Raw genomic sequence first — 15,933 nt, forward strand, 5'->3', positions numbered from 1 at the left:
GAGCCGGCCCGGCTACGCCTTCCGCTCGATGGCGCCGTAGCCGCTGACCCGGGCGTCGGTCAGGTCAGCGGGCATGGTGCGTCGGGCCGCCAGCGGCGTGCCACCTGCACCCCCTCAAGGGCGGCCTTCGGCCGCCGGCAGGTCGGCCTGTCGGAGCGTTCCGCCCTCCCGTGTCCGGCTCAGCGGAGAAGGATGGCGTGGTCCGGGTTGTCGAGCCAGAAGGTTTGCCCGTCGGGAGTCACAGTGAGCCCGAACCGATCGCGGGAGGGCCGGCCGGAGTTCATCCACCAGTCGTAGGCCGTCTCCAGCTCGTCCCAGAGTCGACGCGGCCCGTACTGGGTGATCTCGTGCTCGTCCAGGCCTGCGGTCAGCGATGCCCAGGACTGCGACGGGCTGTGAGACAGCAACAGGGTGTTCGCGGGGCCGCCTTCGTCGATGTCCCCGGTCGTGCAGCCCGGCAGCCACAAGCCGACCGCGAACCCGGTCGCCGCATCATCGAAAGGCTCGCGGAGATACCGGCGGGTGGGCCTGACGTCCGCGTCGTCCTCACCCAGCCACCACACATGCGGGTCGCGCCGCTGGTTCCGTAGCCGCATGAACCCGGCCTCATCGTGGAACCGGCCGCGGGCCACACCATCGTCATCGACGACCAGAACCGCCAACGCCCCGTCGAAGGTACCGGCGAACGGGAACACGATCCGCCCCCCGGGCCGGGTCTGCTCCACCCACGAACAGGGGACCACCGACACTGACGCTGTTGCGATCACACGGTCGTACGGTGCGCCCGCCGGATAGCCCGCGGTCCCATCCCCTGCGATCACCCGCACGGGATGGCCGGTCCGGTCCAACGCCGCCCGTGCCTGTCCGGCTATCATCGGGTCGACTTCCATGCTGGTCACCTGACCGGAACCGGCCTGCACCGCGAGAAGCGCAGCGTTGTAGCCGGTACCTGTCCCGATCTCCAGCACGCGCATTCCCGGGCGCACGCCGAGGAGATCAAGCATCCGGTCGACCACCCACCGCGCACTACACGAACTGGTCGGGATGATCCCCTTACCGTCGTACTTGTCCCTACCATCGTCTACCTGGGTGGTGATCGCCTGATCGCTACGGACCAGCGCCAACCACCCTTCCGGATCTTCGCTTCGACGGAGCGGAACCAGGAAGAATCCGTCATCACCGGTCACCCAGACCTCATCCGGGATGAAGTCCTCCCGGTTCACCACCCGCCCGCTCATGCCTTCCCGGTGCCCTTGCATAGCTGACAGGTTTTCTTCTCCTTCGTCCCGTCGTTGACAACTTCGACCGTCCCATCACCGGAACACCCAGGACAGGCCACCGGCTTCGAGTGCTTCCCCACGCCGAACTGCCTCTCCCCCCTCGGGATCTACCAGCCGCCATAATCTCACCGGAGCAGACGCAGCCGAGGCACGATGCCCATCACCTGCTGGCCCTGTAACCACCGAAGCCACAGGCAGCGCCGTGGTCGGTATGCCTGTTGGGCTGCGATATCGTGGCGGGCGCTGGAACGTGGCTGGGTATTCGGGGGGCCCGTGGGCGTCGCCATTGTTGATGCGGTCAAGCTTGCGAAAGACAACAAGCGTTCGTACGAGCAGCTCGAAGCTCGCTGTCGGCTGCTGGCCGGGCGAATGGCTGCCGAGACAGAGGCTCAGCAGCGGGCCCGTGCTGAGCTGTATGACGTGGCGCTGGTGCCGTTCCAGGAGGTGTTCAGTCGGCTGAAGAACGTCGATCTGGCTGAGCTCGCGGAGATCGACCTGCTGGTCGGCGGGGAGCTGCCGGACGTCGAACTGCGTCGGCTACGGATCAGCGTGGTCCAGTCACTGGGGGCGCTGGCTGCTGGGGCGGTGGCCGGCGCCGGGGCGGGTGGTGCGACGTTCGCGGCGGTCGGGGCCTTGGCGACGGCCTCCACTGGGACGGCGATTTCAGGGCTGTCCGGTGCTGCGGCGACGAGCGCGACGTTGGCCTGGCTGGGCGGCGGGCCGATCGCCGCCGGTGGTGGTGGGGTCGCGGCCGGGACGACCGTGCTGGCGGGCATCGTGGCGGCGCCGGTGGTCATTGCTGTGGGCGGGGTGCTCGAGTGGCAGGGGCGCAGGGCCCGCACCGGTCAGCGCGAGACAGCGGCGCAGATCGCCGAGGCGGCGGCTGACTTCGGACGGGCGCAGGCGCAGGCGGCCCTCGTGCGTCGGCGCAGCCGGCAGGTCCGGGACATTCTCAAGGACCTGCGCGTCGCGATGACCGTCCGGCTGCCGCTGCTGGATACGCTCGTCACCGCCAACCCGGACTATGCGACCTACACGATCGCGCAGCGGCAGCGGGTGGCACAGCTCGTCGGGGTCGCCTCGACCGCGGTGACGGTGATGAGTACGCCGATCGCCGGCGAGGACGGAACGGTGGATGTGCAGGTTCGCCAGGTCGTTCTCAACGCCAAGCAGCGGCTGCTCGCCCTGCCCCGGCCAGCGTGACCACCTCTCATTCTGCCCTGCCTCACGGCAGACGCGAGAGGCATATCGGGCTGCTTCCCGGTGGGGCGGACGCCGCGGTCTGGTCGATCATCGACCAGAAGACCCGCCGGACCGCGGCGGAGGTGGTCGAGACACTGAACGGCCGCGACACTGTCGTCAAGCTGGCGCGGCGGTATGCCAACCATGGCAATCCGCAGCGTGCCGGGCACCTGTTCGAGGTGATGCACGCGGTCGGATTCAACCGGCACGCGGCCCGCGCGGGCTCGACGGTACGCGCCCAGGTCCTGGAATGGACACAGGGCGGTCCGCAGAATGGTCCGGTCGACATCCGGCTGTCTGACGGTGGCCGGATGGTCGCCGAGGTGCAGGCCAAACTCGTCGACCGGGTGTCGGACACGACCCGCCAGATCTCGCGATCCGCATATCAGGGCATGGGGCGACTGGTCGCAGGAGACCGGGTCGACGCCGTCCACGACCTGCTCGACCGGCGGCTGGGCATGAACCAGGAGGGGATCTACTTCGAGGGCTACGCCGACGCGGCGGCTTTCAGCACCGACCGGCTCACGCACGGGTCGGTGCACAGCGATTCGATCAGCTACCGGCAGACGCAGGACGCCGCCCACAACCCGGCCCGATGGGCCAACCACCAGATCGCCGCCGCAGCCGGGCGAGACATCGCCACCTCCAGCCTCGCTGGAGCCGCCGCAGGCGCGCTCGTCGGCGCCATGGTCACCACGGCCAGCGAGACCGCCCGGATCCGTGCCGGCGAGACCTCCGCTGGCGCCGCAGTCATCACGGTCGCTGGCGGCACCGCCCGCAACGCCGCCCGCTCCGGTGCTATCGGCACGATCTCCGCTTCCGTCCGCACCGCGGCCAGCAGCGGTCTTCTGCCCAAGGCGCTGGGCAGCGGTACCGTGCCCGCCGCCATGGCTGACGCCGTGTGGGCCGTCGCCGACGCCGGCCTGGACCTGGCCCGCGGTCGCATCGACCCCGGCGAGTTCGCTGCCCGCAGCGTGACGGGGACCGCCAGGACCGGCCTGATGTGGGCCGGCGGCCTGGTCGGGCAGACCGTCGTCCCCGTCCCCGTCCTCGGAGCCCTCGTCGGTGGTGTCGTCGCGCAGGCCACCGCCGCCATCATCGTCCAAGGACTCCAGCTCGCGATCGTCGCGGCCCGCGCCGACGGCGCCAGCCCCGAGCTACTCGCGGTCCTGGAAGCCGAGACCGTCACCACCGCGGCCACGGCCGCGCTGATCGGCCAGGCGACCATGACTCTCGGCGAGGATCAGCACACTCAGGTCACCCGCGCCGCGCTACCCGACCTCGCCCACGTCCAGACGACGCTCACCACCAGCGATCCCAGCACCGCAATCATCGAACTTGCCACCGTTACCTGCCACCACGCCAACCAGCCGCTGTTCACCACCCTCGACGAATTCAACCAGTGGATGGCCGACACCGACGCCCCGCTCATCCTCAACCCGAACTGGTAACCCACACCGAGCGCGCACCACGTTTCCCCGACCCGGCCGGTGGCACACCGGCCGGGTCTCGAGACCACGTCATCGGGAGACAACGAGGACCGGAACGGCATCGTCGATCTGGCCAGGTAGGGCATCACGGCAGACGACGGCGAAAGACCACCCAGATTGCCCACGTGCGCCGTTGCATCGTGATGATCGATAGCGCTCATCACCTATGCCGCCTCGCCTCTCGGCGAGGCGGCATAGGTCTGACCGGCCGAAGCCGTGCCGGGTTCCCGCTTCCCAGCCACCTGCCCGCTTGCGCGGGTCTTACGGTCGGCTCCACGGGGCCTGTCAACTTAAGGGCTCTGCCAAGATTCCGGTGGTGACAGGCAGTTGCCGTGCGGGCATCATCGGTGCTGTGTGACGCCGAACTGCTGACGACCGTCTTCCCTCAGCTGGCCGCCGTGCTGGTCCAGCGCGTTGTCGATGAGGGGCGCAGGGTGCGGGTCGTTGCCCGGACCCGGGCGGATCCGGTGCCCTGTCCGCGATGCGGGACCCGCACCGAGCGGGTGCATGGCTATCACCGGCGCTGGCTCACCGACCTGCTCCGCAAGGCCAACACCCTCGTCGTCACCGCCCGCGCCGCCGGGAACAGCCGCCTCGACCAGAAGACGATCGACGCGCTGCGGGCCCGCTACGACGCCGACGTCCGGATCGGCGAACTGACGAACCTGTCCCGTCCCTGGACCGACGAGAAGAACCATCCCGGCCTGGTCCTGGCCCGACGGCTCGCCGCGAAGGCCGACCAGGTCTGGCTCTTCACCACCAACTTCACGATCCCCTGGACGAACAATCCCAGCGAGCAGGCGATCAGGCTCCCGAAACGCCACCAGGCCGTCTCGGGCTACTGGCACACCCCCACCACCCTGGCCGCCTACCTCCGCGTGCGCTCCTACCTCGTCTCCGCCCGCGACCACGGCCTGACCGCCGTCGACGCCATCCGCCTCGCCCTCGCCGGTACGCCCTGGATGCCAGCCAGGCGCGCGGCCAGCCCCACACACGCTCTCGCCGCCTAAACCAACATCAACACGGGGCTGCTACTGTAAAGCCGCCACCCGTGAATGGACACGACGTGTTGCGTCACGGAGGCGAGTCCAGCGCAGACACGGCGCGCATCATGGCCGACCTTGACGACGCATTCGAACAGGTTGTGCCTCTCGACCAGCCCATCACCGTCATCCGCGGCATCGGATCGGTCACAGACATCGCAGGTGAGCCGCCAGCGGACGGTTTCGTCTTCCGTGACCACGGCTTCGTTTCCACCACTATCAGTGACCACATTGCGGCCAGCTTCAGCAGCGGCTACGACACCGCCACACTGAAGATCACAATCCCTGCTGGGGCGAAGGTGTTGTCCCTCATCCCACCAGCACCCCCGGCCTTCAAATCCCGGCATCCCGAAGAAAACGAGATCCTCCTCCCGCGCGATACCGTCTTCGAGATAGTCACCGACACGAAGATCAACTCCAATCGGGAGATAGAGATCAATGTCATCATCTGACAACCCAGACCGTCCAGACCGCGACCAGCCCGACTCGCAGACAGTCCGACCCGAACGGTTCACCTGGAAACCCGGCGACATCGAAATCCTCCAGCCCGCTGACCGGGACCAGCCGACAAGCCCCCCAGACAAAAACACACCGGACCCGTAAACCCCCAACCGGAAAACACCATCCGCCCAGGCCGAGCGTCTGACCGCGGCGCCCGCACGTCCCGTCGCATCCGCTGCGGCGCCAGGTGCCCGCATCGTTGCCCTAGCAGTGCGACCGCCCTGGAGCGCCGTCCATGCGTGTTCCGCGGCCGTGTGGCGCCCTCACCCTCCGCGGAACACGCTGCAAGAACCCCGCAGCCCCCGGCATGCCGATCTGCGCGGTCCACGAGAAAACCCGGAAGAAGCTCGCCGAGCTCGCCCGCCACAACCGGGCACGCAACACCGGCTGGCGGCCACTCCCCTCCGGGACGCTCCGAGGCAAGGATGCCGACCGGTACCTCGTCGGCCTGGCAGACGCCAGCCGCATCCCCGAAGCCTCGCGACGGGCCGTATGGACCTACAGCGGCCCCCACTCACCGATCAACCCCACACTCCGCGCCCGCACCCTGAGCGATAACCCGGATATCGCCCACGTAGTGGCCGACCTCGACGCAGCATTCGACGCCGTCCCACAGACGACACGGCCAATCAGCGTGCACCGCGGGCTCCGCCACGTCGACCGCTTCCTCCCCCCCGACGCCACCGGCTTCCGAGACAGAGACCTCGGCTTCCGTTCCATGACCACCGACGTCAGCGTCGCCGAGGACTTCACCCGCTTCGGACCACCAACAGCAACACGAATGATCGTCGAAGTCGAAATACCGGCCGGATCCAAGGTCCTCCCCGTCGAGACACTCGGCACCCAGTTCCCCGGACAGAACGAAGTCCTCCTCCCTCGGAACACGGTCTTCGAGTTCTTCTCCGACGAGACTCGCACTGACGCCAACGGCCGCCCGGTCCGCTACGCGAAAGCCCGCATCGTCGGCCCCCAGCAGTAGAATCAGCCCATGTCAGAGAACCCGCCACCGCCCAAGGACGACCGGCTCGACCGGTTCGTCAGCAACCCCGGCGACAGCATCATCTACGGCCCGGACGGCAAGCCGTGGAAGCCCGGCGACCCGATCCCCGCGCGCAACAAGACCGACACGGACAACTCCAGCAAGTAGCAGACCCCCCGCTCAGGCCAGGTGCCTGAGCGGCGTCCCCTTCACACCACGAGCGAGGTCCAGGTGCCTCGCCGTGGGTAAGTAGTCGGAAGTCGCGTGGGGGAATGCTGACGGGCGGTGTCACCGGGTGTGACACCGCTGGAGTCGGGCTGGCGTGGCTGGGTCAGCCGGGAGGCTTCCTCCAGCGGGCGAGGTCGTCGGGGTTGGCAGCCCAGGGCAGGAACCGGTCGAGGTCCGTCCCGGTGGGTGCTCTGGCGCCGGCGCGACCGCAGGCGTCGAGGTAGTCGGCCAGGTAGGCACGTGTAACCCCCGCCCTCGAAGTCGCCGTCGACCTCGTCACGCGCCAGGTGGTCGTAGCTGCGCCGGCCCGAACGCGCCCCCGGCCCCCGCGGCCGGCCCGTCGACCCACCAGCCCCCTCACCAGCCGCCCCGTCCCGACCATCACCGCTGTCCCCTGCGCCGGCGCAGGCCGGCGGCCCGCCCGACGCGCGCTCCGACGACCGGCCGAACAGCATCCGACGCAACGTCGCCAGTTCCGCCCGCAACGCCTCAAGCTCGGCCGCGGCCGCGGTCTCCCGCGCGAGCAGCCGGGCATGCTCCGTCCCCAGCTCCGCGAGCTCGACTCGCAGACGGCCGTTCTCCACCAACACATCCGCCAGCGCCTCACCACCAGCAACGCCGCAAACACCCGACTCGACAACCGCCACGCACCACAGCAAACCATCCCGACCAGCGAACCATCACCCACGGAGACCATCAGGCCACACCCAGCCCCCGCAGCCACCGCCAACGTCGATCAACTCAACGGGACTTCCGACTACGTACGCTCCACTGTCGCCACCATCCTCGGGCAGACGGTGCACATCGTAGGGGCCTCGGACTCAAGGAGCGAGGGTCGCATCCGTGGACTCACCGCGAAGACCGTCCTCTACGACGAGATCACGCTCTCGCCGGAACCCATGTTCCAGCAGACCCTCGCGCGTCTGAGCCTGCCCTACAGTCGTCTGATCGGTTCGACTAATCCCGATAGTCCGGCGCATTGGCTCAGAAAAAAAATTCCTGCTACGTGCCGGTGAGCTTGGCGCCGGGCTCGCGCACTTCCATTTTACGCTCATGGATAACCCCAGCCTTTCGCCGGCCTACGTCGAGGCGCTGAAGAAGGAGTACGTCGGCCTCTGGTATGCCAGGTTCGTCGAGGGGCGCTGGATCATGGCTGAGGGTGTCGTGTACGACATGTGGGACGAGGACCGCATGGTCGAAGACGAAATCCCCAGTATCGTGCGCTGGGTAGGCACGGGCGTGGACCACGGCCAAGTTAATCCGTTCAACGCCATCGTCGGCGGCATCGGGGTGGACCGCCGCCTTCACCTGGTGGCCGAATACCGGTACGAGTCGAAGCTCGCGCGCAGACAGAAGACCGACGCCGAGTACTCGATGGCGTTGCAGGAGTTCCACGCGCAGGTACCGATCCCGGGTACGAGCCTTCGGGGTGTGCGACCGGAGTACATCTGCGTCGACCCCTCGGCCGCGTCGTTCGTGACCCAGCTCTACCGAGACGGTGTCAGCGGCGTGATGAACGCAGACAACGCGGTTCTCGACGGTATCCGCATGGTGGCGTCGCTGATGGGCAACGACCGGCTTCGCGTGCACCGGTCCGTGAAGGGCTGGCGGGAAGAGGTCGGCTCGTATGCCTGGGACGATGACGCTTCGGAGCGCGGCGAGGAACGTCCGGTGAAGACCGAGGACCACGCGATGGATAGCGCACGGTATCTAATCAAGAGCACAGAGCCACTGTGGTACAGCACTCTCCGTCAGCCGCTCCAGCCTGCCGCGTAGAAGGGCCTGCCTGTGGGATCCCGTCCGACTCTCGCCGGCCTCGCCGCCCGACGCCGCCGCAAGCCCCCGATGGCCGGCCCGCAGCAGGCCCCGCCGGGTCAGTCGGCCGGGATGATCCGGTAGCCGACCCCCGCGAGCGTCTCGATGACGGGCGGGTCGCCGAGTTTGCGACGCAGCCGTCCAATGGTGACCGAGACGGTCTTGGTGAAGGGGTCCGCGTACTCGTCCCAGACCTGTTCGAGCAGCCGCTCGGCACTCAGCGGGGCCGGCATCGCGCGCAACAGTGCCTCCAGTACGGCGAATTCCTTGGCGGAGAGATCGAGTCGCCGCCCGTCACGGATGGCGGTGTGGCGCAGTGGGTCGAGTTCGACACCGCCGGCTTTGAGGACGCGTGGCTGCGCGGTGGGCCGACGCCGGGCCAGTGCCCGCACCCGTAGGACGAGTTCGGGAAAGTGGAAGGGTTTGGGGAGGTAGTCGTCCGCGCCGAGGCTCAGCCCGGTGACACGATCGGCGCTGGTGTCGGCCGCGGTGAGCATCAGAACCATGGCCGGGTCCTCGGAATCTATGATCATCCGGCACAACATGTCACCGTTCAGGCCGGGGAGGTCACGGTCGAGCAGCACGACGTCGTAGCGGTTGACATCGAGTTTGGCGGCGGCGTCGAGACCGTCGTAGCTGACGTCGACAGCCATGCCGTGGTCACGGAGGCCTTCGGCGATGTCGTCGGCGAGGCGGTGCACGTCCTCGACGACGAGCACTCTCACCGCGACCCCCCGGGCCTCACCGCGACCCCGGCCTCACCGCGACCCCCCGGCACCCTCGGCACCCTCGGCACCCCCGACACCGGAGCGCGGCCGACGAGCGGCATGGTGATGACGGCCCGCAGACCGCCCTCGGGTCGGGCGCTCAGGTGCAGAGCGCCGTCATGGGCCGCGGCGATCGCGGCGACGATCGACAGCCCGAGCCCGACGCTGCCGGCGGTCGTGCGGTCGGCGGCCAGGCGGCGAAACGGCTGCCCGAGCTGCTGGACGTCGGCGTCGTCGAGCGGCGGCCCGGCGTTCTCGATCGTCAGGTGGGCAATCCTGGCGTCATCCGTGCCGCCGGTGGCGGGGTGGCAGCGGACCTGGACCTGGACGTGGACGAAGCCGCCGGGATGGTTGTAGCGCAGGGCGTTGTCGAGGAGGTTGTCGACCAGGCGCCGCAGCAGCGTCGGGTTTCCGATGATCTCGACGGCCGCGAGCTGACGGTGGATGTGCACGCCCAGCTCGGCGGCGTGAGGTTCGCGGGCTGCCAGCGCGGCGACGACGAGGCCGGTGAGCGAGACGGCGGCATCATTGCCGGGTGCCCCCTGATGGGCCCGCGCCAGGGTGAGGAAATTCTCGATCAGCCGGTCGGCCTGGTCGAGTCCCTCGCGAAGCTTGCCGGCGAGCACGGTGACCTCCCGCGGCACGGGCTGGGGTTTGCCCTCGGCGACATCGAGCGAGGTCCGCATCATCGTGAGCGGGGTGCGCAGCTCGTGGGAGGCATTGGCGACGAAGCGTCGCTGCGCCTCGAACGCGGTCTCCAGGCGGGCCAGCAGCCCGTCTATGGTGTCACCAAGGTCGGTGAGTTCATCCTGCGGGCCGGGTAGGTCCAGGCGCTCGTGCAGGTTCTCCTGGGAGATCCGCAGGGTGGTCGCGGTCATCGTGCGCAACGGGCGCAGCACCCGGCCCGCCACCAGCCAGCCGAGCCAGATCGACACAACCGCCATGATCGCCAGTGCGATCCCGGACTCGACGAGCAACTGGTGCAGGTAGCTGTGGTGGACCTGCGAGGCGACCGCCGACGAGGCCCGTGGCGGGGCCGGTTGCCCGTTGAGTGGGCCGCCCTGGGTTTCCGGCATGCCGGTCGGGGTGGTGGTGATCTGGATGGTGGCGGTGACGTGCAGCACCAGAAGATACGTGATCGCCAGCAGCGCGGCGCCGGACAGGACGAACAAGCTGCCGTAGAGCAGCGTCAGGCGCAATCGGACCGTGCGCGGGAGCAGCCTCGCCCACGGCCACCGACGGAGGCGGGCGACCAGCCCGCTGGAACGCGGGGCGGCAGCGGCGGCTGACACCGCCCGCCGAGCCGGCTCGGGCGGCTCGGCGGGTGTACCGGACGCCGCGGCAGCCGTCCTCGCCCGCTCGGCCAGGTCACTCACGCTTGGCTGCCACCTCTCGCAGATCCCGCACTGGAACCACCGTGCGCTGAAACCACCGTGCGCTGAAACCACCGTCGCCTGTTGGCGCATGCGAACGGGAACCGGCTTCGGTGCGACCTTCCGCCCTCCCAGGATCCCACCCGCGCGGGTAACAGGGCGGTAACAGCTGACGTTGACCCCGTGTTGCCGCCCCCGTCATATCAACGTCCCAGTAACCGGACGCAGCCGAGAATCGGACCGAGCGCCGATCCCGCACCTGACGAGGACGTGAGCGAGATGAACAACACACCACAGGCCACACCACAGGCCATGCCGCAGACCACACCACAGACCAGAGCCGCGGACCGGTACCCCGCGACGCCCGCAGCGACGCCCGCAGCGACCAGGCGGTCTTCGGCGGCGCGCAGGACGGTCGGCGCCGCGGCGGTTGCCCTGTGCCTGCTCGGCGCCGCCGCGTGCCAGGGCTCGAAGACGTCGCCCGATCCCGGGTCGGCTACCAGCTCGCCGGCTACCAGCTCGCCGGCTACCAGCTCGCCGGCTACCAGCTCGCCCGACCCGGGTCAGGTTCAGCAGCAGCAACAACAGCAGGCCCCGGGTGGTGGATCGCGGCCAGATCTGGGTACCCCGTTCACGCCGTCCGGGCATTCGTCGGCGAGCCTGCCCCCGCTGTCCGGAAACGGGTCATGACCGCGCTCGGCACCCACAGGCCGGCCCACGCACCGGCGACATCCTCGAGCAGGTTCTTCGTGACCTACCTGCTGCGCGGCCTGCGGGGACGGGCCCGGCAGACAGTGATCGTCGCGGTCGGTCTGGCGGTGGGGGTCGCTGCGGTGGTCACGCTGACCGCGGCGTCGACGGGCGTGAGCCGGGCGCAGACCACGGTGCTCCACTCGCTATACGGGGTGGGCACCGACATCTCGGTGACGACGGCGGCCACCAGCGGCTCGGGTTCGAGCGGTTCGGGTTCGAATCAGGGCCTGGTCACGTCCGGAGACGCGGGCAAGGAGTTCTTCCGGCTGCCGCCCGGCCTCGGGCTGCTGGATTCCTCAGCCCTGGCCCCGATCTCGAAGATGTCCGGCGTGGCCGAGGTCGCGGGCGGCCTGAGCGTGGGTGAGACGGTCGTCGGCCCGACGCCGTCCACCGGCGGGCTACCCAGCCTCACCTCGACCAGCATCGACGGGGTCGATGTCGCGCACCTCAAGCTCGGCCCGTACGCCTCCGGCACGCTCACCTCGGGCCGGTCCTTCACCACCGCGGACGCCGACGCCGACCGCGCCGTGATCGACGCGCGTTACGCGGCCGCGCACAACCTTGGGGTGGGCTCGACGATCGTGATCGCCAAGACCCGCTTCACCGTGATCGGCATCATCAGCCAACCAGCCGCCAGCGACCCGGAGGACGTCTTCATCCCGCTCGGCCGCGCCCGGGCACTCGCCTCCTCCGCCCGGCCCGACCTGGCCGGGAAGCTTACCGCGATCTACGTGGCCGCCGCCGGCGCGGCCGACATCCCCACCGTGCACGACGAGGTCGCCAAGCTGCTCCCGAGTGCCACCGTCACCAGCTCGTCGGACCTGGCCAGCAGGGTCAGCGGGTCGCTGGCCAGCGCCGCCGACCTCGCGCGCGACCTCGGCCGCTGGCTGGCCGTGGCGATGCTCCTCGCCGCATTCGCGCTGGCCGCCCTGCTGACCACCGCCGCGGTGCGGCGGCGGGTTCGCGAGTTCGGCACGCTCAAGGCACTCGGGTGGCATACCCGGCGCATCATCGCCCAGATCATGGCCGAATCGCTCGTGACCGGCCTGGCCGGAGCCGCGGTCGGAATCGGGCTCGGGTTCGCCGGCGCCGCCGTCATCGACGCGATCGCCCCCACGCTGACCGCGGCCGTCGCCCTGAACCCCGGCTCGACACCACCCCAGGGCGCGCTGATCAAGAACGGCAGCCTCGAGACGATGACGCTGCCCGGCGGGGTGCACACCCTCAGCGTCCACCTGCACGCCACCGTCGGGGCCGCGACGATCCTGCTCGCGGTCGTGCTCGCGATCGTCGGCGCGGTCCTCGCCGGCGCGCTCGGCAGCTGGCGCGTCGCCCGGCTGCGCCCGGCCCACGCCCTCGTCCGCGTCGCCTGACCAGCCCACCAGCACACCAGCACACCAGCACACCAGCCCCGGCCACCCGCACCCGCTTACCGCCCTTCCCGAGGTCGAACCGAGCTTTCCCGAGATCGAATCGAGAACCCGATGTATACCCTTACCGGCGTTTCCAAGACCTTCCGCGCCCGTGGCAGCACCGTCACCGCGGTGCGGGACCTGAACCTGTCCATCGCCGACGGCGAATGGCTCGCCATCCAGGGCCGCACCGGCAGCGGCAAGAGCACCCTGCTGCAGCTGTTGGGCGGCATGGACCGGCCCAGCACCGGCACCGTCAACCTCGACGGTCAGGACCTGGCCACGATGTCCGAGAAACAGCTCACCGAGATCCGTGCCGCCCGGGTCGGCTTCGTGTTCCAGATGTTCAACCTCATCCCCACCCTGTCCGCGATCGAGAACGTCGAAGCCGCCCTCGTTCCGCTGCGCACCCCCGCCGTCCAGCGCCGGGAACGCGCGGCGGCAGCGCTGGCGGCCGTGGGCCTGGCCGATCGAGCCGGACACCTGCCCTCCGAGCTGTCCGGCGGCCAGCAACAACGCGTGGGGATCGCCCGGGCCCTGGTCAAGGAACCCAGCGTGCTGCTCGCCGACGAGCCCACCGGCAACCTCGACGTCGACACCCGCGACGAGATCCTCACGCTGCTCGAACAGATCTGGACCGCCAACCAGCTCACGCTCGTGCTCGTCACCCACGACAGCGCCGTCGCGGCCCTCGCCGAACGTGTTGCCGTCATGCACGACGGCAAGCTGGACATCACCGGTACGCGGATCGGGTGACCGGCATGTCAAACGCACGCCGCCGGTCGGCGAACGCACGATCGGAGCCCTCATGTTCGTCCTGACCTATCTTCGACGTGAACTGCGGCACCGGTCGCGTCAGGCGATGCTCGTCGCCACGGGGCTCGCCGTCGGCGTCGGGCTCGTCCTCGCCACGACGGCTACCGCCGCCGCGGTCGACGACGCGCAGACCGCGGTGCTACACACGCTGAACGGGATCGGCACCGACCTCACCGTCACCGCCACACCATCGGCCGACCGTCGCGCCGGCGCGACCGGCAGCGGCAGCGCGGACGGCAGCGGCAGCGCGGACGGCGCGAGCAGCACGGGCCTGTCGGTGGCCGGCGGGGCGGTGCTGGATTCGTCGACGGTGCGGGCCATCGCCGGGCTGGCGCACGTCGCCGGCGTCGCGGACTCGTTGGTCCTGAGCGAGATCACCCTCCCGCCGACCGGCTCGGGCGGCATCCCGACCAGCACGAGGATCGACGGGATCGACGTCACGCGCCTGGGCCTCGGGCCAGCCGCGTCCGCCACGCTCCGCTCGGGCCGTCCCCTGTCCCGGGCCGACAGCCGCGGCGACGTCGCGGTCATCGACACCCAGTACGCCGCCGCCCACCACCTTGGCGTCGGATCGACGATCACCGTTGCCGGGACCCGGTTCGCCGTCGTCGGGATCGTCTCCCAACCCACGGCCACCGGCGCGGCCAGCATCTACCTCCCGCTCGCTGCCGCCCAGCGGCTGCCCGCCGGCCAGCACTCGAAGCCGCTGGCGGGGAAGGTGAGTACGATCTACGTCTCGGCGAGCACCGCGGCCGACGTCGGCGCGGTCGAAACCGAGCTCGCCGCGCTCCTGCCCTCGGCCACCCTCAGCAGCTCACGCGACCTCGCCGAGGCGGTCAACGGCTCTCTCGCCAGCGCCACCACCCTCATGCACGATCTCGGCACCTGGCTCACCGTGGGCGTGCTGTTGGCCACCGTCGCCGCCGCCAGCCTGTTCACCCTCGCCTCCGTAACCCGGCGGACGCGCGAACTCGGAACCCTGAAAGCGATCGGCTGGACCAGCTGGCGCGTCATCACGCAGATCATGGCCGAGTCCGGCACGGTCGGCCTCGCCGGCGCGGCGCTCGGAGTCGCGGTCGGCTACGCCGGCATCGGTCTTGTCAACGCGGTCGCACCGACCCTGACCGCCACCGTCGGCACCGGCACGGGCGCGCACAACCTCGCCGTGCACCTGAACGCACACACCGAGCCAAGCACCCTCGCGGCGGCGGCCCTGATCGCCATCGCCGCGGCCCTGATCGCCGGCACGCTCGCGGCCTGGCGCACGACCCGGCTGCGGCCGGCCCACGCCCTGGCCGAGGTCGAATGAACGCCAAGGCTCCCACGCACCTCCATCACCGGCGGCCGGGGCTCGATGACGGAACGGGTCAGCCGTGTTGATTACCGCGGCACTACGTGACGATGACCTGACCGGGCACTGCGCCGGTCGTTTGCCGAGCAAAGAAGCCCAGAATGGCCGAGTTCACTTCGGTGGGGCGTTCCAGGTAGCCGTAGTGGCCGCAGCCCGGAATTTCTTCGTAGGTGGCTCCCGGGATGGCCTCGGCGACTTCGCGGCACAGCGGTGGACGGACTATCAGGTCGTCCTGGAAGCCGATCACCAGACAGGGGCACTGGATATGCGCGAAGCCCGGCCGGCGGTCGGGGATGAGTTCCAGGCCCAGTTGGCCGCGGGCCGCCGAGAGGGTCACCGCGGAGACCTCGAAGACGTCGAGCCAGTCCCTGATCTGCCGTTCGTCGTTGAGCGTACGCGGCGAGAGGCTCTGCAGCGCATGCATGAAAGCCGCATAACGCGCAGGTACCGTGACACCGCTGTCGTACAGCTCTATTTCGGCTAGGGACATGGCGGTGGCCAGCGCGTCGGACCTGCCGCGGGTCGCCATCAGCACGGCCTGCCCGACCAACCGGGGCCGGGCGACGAGCAGCTCCTGCACGATCATGGCGCCGAGTGAGAAGCCCACAACCCGGCAGCCCTCGACGCCCAGATGCTCGATGAGGGCGGCGGTGTCGGCCACCATGTCGGCCAGCGTGAACCCCTCAGGCCCGGCGTCGGAGGGCGGAATGCCCCGGTTGTCCATCGTGATGACGCGGTAGCCCGCGGCTCGCAGCGCCGGCACCTGGTGGGTCCGCCAGACGCGCCCGGGGGCTCCCGTCCCGGTGACCAGGAGGACCGGCGCTCCCACGCCGTAGTCATCGAAGCTCAGGTTGATCCCGTTGATCCGAGCCACCGGCATCGG

The 15,933-nt window shown here is 69.7% G+C and carries 14 protein-coding genes and 1 pseudogene; 10 read left to right on the forward strand and 5 right to left on the reverse strand.

Annotation, left to right across the window (positions count from 1 at the left end):
• Window positions 1–179: 179 nt before the first annotated feature.
• A complete protein-coding gene (locus tag FRANCCI3_RS12250; RefSeq protein ID WP_011436848.1) occupies window positions 180–1,238 on the reverse strand; it encodes a methyltransferase domain-containing protein in 1,059 nt (352 codons plus the stop codon).
• A 315-nt stretch (window positions 1,239–1,553) separates the two neighbouring features.
• Between FRANCCI3_RS12250 and FRANCCI3_RS12255 the strand changes: the two genes are divergently transcribed.
• The 6 genes and pseudogenes from FRANCCI3_RS12255 (at window position 1,554) to FRANCCI3_RS26960 (ending at window position 6,703) form a co-directional block, all read left to right on the forward strand.
• Window positions 1,554–2,483: a hypothetical protein gene (locus FRANCCI3_RS12255; RefSeq protein ID WP_035958244.1), complete on the forward strand. Its 930-nt coding sequence runs from the start codon at window positions 1,554–1,556 to the stop codon at window positions 2,481–2,483.
• The gene (locus tag FRANCCI3_RS12260) at window positions 2,480–3,973 is read left to right on the forward strand and encodes a hypothetical protein (RefSeq protein ID WP_011436850.1); all 1,494 of its coding nucleotides are present in this window, start codon (window positions 2,480–2,482) and stop codon (window positions 3,971–3,973) included. The genes FRANCCI3_RS12255 and FRANCCI3_RS12260 overlap by 4 nt, the downstream gene beginning before the upstream one ends.
• A gap of 566 nt (window positions 3,974–4,539) precedes the next feature.
• Window positions 4,540–5,022, forward strand: a pseudogene (locus tag FRANCCI3_RS25645) (IS66 family transposase); the annotation flags it as partial.
• Between the two features lie 41 nt (window positions 5,023–5,063).
• On the forward strand, window positions 5,064–5,507 hold the full coding sequence (locus FRANCCI3_RS25650; protein ID WP_035910892.1) for an ADP-ribosyltransferase: 444 nt from the start codon (window positions 5,064–5,066) through the stop codon (window positions 5,505–5,507).
• A gap of 284 nt (window positions 5,508–5,791) precedes the next feature.
• Entirely contained in the window at window positions 5,792–6,535 is a 744-nt protein-coding gene (locus FRANCCI3_RS12275) for an ADP-ribosyltransferase (RefSeq protein WP_011436853.1), read from the forward strand.
• Between the two features lie 9 nt (window positions 6,536–6,544).
• Complete coding sequence (locus tag FRANCCI3_RS26960; RefSeq protein ID WP_157858544.1) at window positions 6,545–6,703, forward strand: hypothetical protein; 159 nt, start codon at window positions 6,545–6,547, stop codon at window positions 6,701–6,703.
• 41 nt (window positions 6,704–6,744) lie between these two features.
• Here the strand turns inward: FRANCCI3_RS26960 and FRANCCI3_RS28080 are convergent, their stop codons facing one another.
• Window positions 6,745–7,410 carry a hypothetical protein gene (locus FRANCCI3_RS28080; protein ID WP_083771078.1) on the reverse strand — a complete coding sequence of 222 codons (666 nt, stop codon included), beginning with the start codon at window positions 7,408–7,410 and terminating at the stop codon, window positions 6,745–6,747.
• Between the two features lie 406 nt (window positions 7,411–7,816).
• On the opposite strand from FRANCCI3_RS28080, the gene FRANCCI3_RS12280 reads away from it, so the two are divergent.
• Window positions 7,817–8,539, forward strand: coding sequence for a phage-related terminase large subunit (locus tag FRANCCI3_RS12280; RefSeq protein WP_011436855.1), 723 nt, complete (start codon window positions 7,817–7,819; stop codon window positions 8,537–8,539).
• 98 nt (window positions 8,540–8,637) lie between these two features.
• Here the strand turns inward: FRANCCI3_RS12280 and FRANCCI3_RS12285 are convergent, their stop codons facing one another.
• Both FRANCCI3_RS12285 and FRANCCI3_RS12290 read right to left on the reverse strand, forming a co-directional pair.
• A complete protein-coding gene (locus tag FRANCCI3_RS12285; RefSeq protein ID WP_011436856.1) occupies window positions 8,638–9,303 on the reverse strand; it encodes a response regulator transcription factor in 666 nt (221 codons plus the stop codon).
• Complete coding sequence (locus FRANCCI3_RS12290) at window positions 9,300–10,721, reverse strand: sensor histidine kinase (protein WP_011436857.1); 1,422 nt, start codon at window positions 10,719–10,721, stop codon at window positions 9,300–9,302. Before FRANCCI3_RS12290 ends, FRANCCI3_RS12285 begins: the two co-directional genes overlap by 4 nt.
• Before the next feature lie 455 nt (window positions 10,722–11,176).
• Between FRANCCI3_RS12290 and FRANCCI3_RS12295 the strand changes: the two genes are divergently transcribed.
• From FRANCCI3_RS12295 to FRANCCI3_RS12305, 3 genes are all read left to right on the forward strand, one after another.
• Window positions 11,177–12,844 carry an ABC transporter permease gene (locus FRANCCI3_RS12295; protein ID WP_148214911.1) on the forward strand — a complete coding sequence of 556 codons (1,668 nt, stop codon included), beginning with the start codon at window positions 11,177–11,179 and terminating at the stop codon, window positions 12,842–12,844.
• 111 nt (window positions 12,845–12,955) lie between these two features.
• Entirely contained in the window at window positions 12,956–13,639 is a 684-nt protein-coding gene (locus tag FRANCCI3_RS12300; protein ID WP_011436859.1) for an ABC transporter ATP-binding protein, read from the forward strand.
• Between the two features lie 52 nt (window positions 13,640–13,691).
• Window positions 13,692–15,008, forward strand: a complete 1,317-nt coding sequence (locus FRANCCI3_RS12305; RefSeq protein ID WP_011436860.1) for an ABC transporter permease — start codon at window positions 13,692–13,694, stop codon at window positions 15,006–15,008.
• 82 nt (window positions 15,009–15,090) lie between these two features.
• On the opposite strand, the gene FRANCCI3_RS12310 is transcribed toward FRANCCI3_RS12305, so the two are convergent.
• Entirely contained in the window at window positions 15,091–15,930 is an 840-nt protein-coding gene (locus FRANCCI3_RS12310; protein ID WP_011436861.1) for an alpha/beta fold hydrolase, read from the reverse strand.
• Window positions 15,931–15,933 lie beyond the last annotated feature (3 nt).

Source organism: Frankia casuarinae, assembly GCF_000013345.1.
GTDB classification, from domain to species: Bacteria; Actinomycetota; Actinomycetes; order Frankiales; family Frankiaceae; genus Frankia; species Frankia casuarinae.

What these genes read in the sequence shown, in the direction of transcription:
- FRANCCI3_RS12250 (WP_011436848.1), bottom strand. Translation starts at nt 1,238, where the DNA reads ATGAGCGGGCGGGTGGTGAACCGGGAGGACTTCATCCCGGATGAGGTC.
- FRANCCI3_RS12275 (WP_011436853.1), top strand. Translation starts at nt 5,792, where the DNA reads ATGCGTGTTCCGCGGCCGTGTGGCGCCCTCACCCTCCGCGGAACACGC.
- FRANCCI3_RS26960 (WP_157858544.1), top strand. Translation starts at nt 6,545, where the DNA reads ATGTCAGAGAACCCGCCACCGCCCAAGGACGACCGGCTCGACCGGTTC.
- FRANCCI3_RS12280 (WP_011436855.1), top strand. Translation starts at nt 7,817, where the DNA reads ATGGATAACCCCAGCCTTTCGCCGGCCTACGTCGAGGCGCTGAAGAAG.
- FRANCCI3_RS12300 (WP_011436859.1), top strand. Translation starts at nt 12,956, where the DNA reads ATGTATACCCTTACCGGCGTTTCCAAGACCTTCCGCGCCCGTGGCAGC.
- FRANCCI3_RS12305 (WP_011436860.1), top strand. Translation starts at nt 13,692, where the DNA reads ATGTTCGTCCTGACCTATCTTCGACGTGAACTGCGGCACCGGTCGCGT.
- FRANCCI3_RS12310 (WP_011436861.1), bottom strand. Translation starts at nt 15,930, where the DNA reads ATGCCGGTGGCTCGGATCAACGGGATCAACCTGAGCTTCGATGACTAC.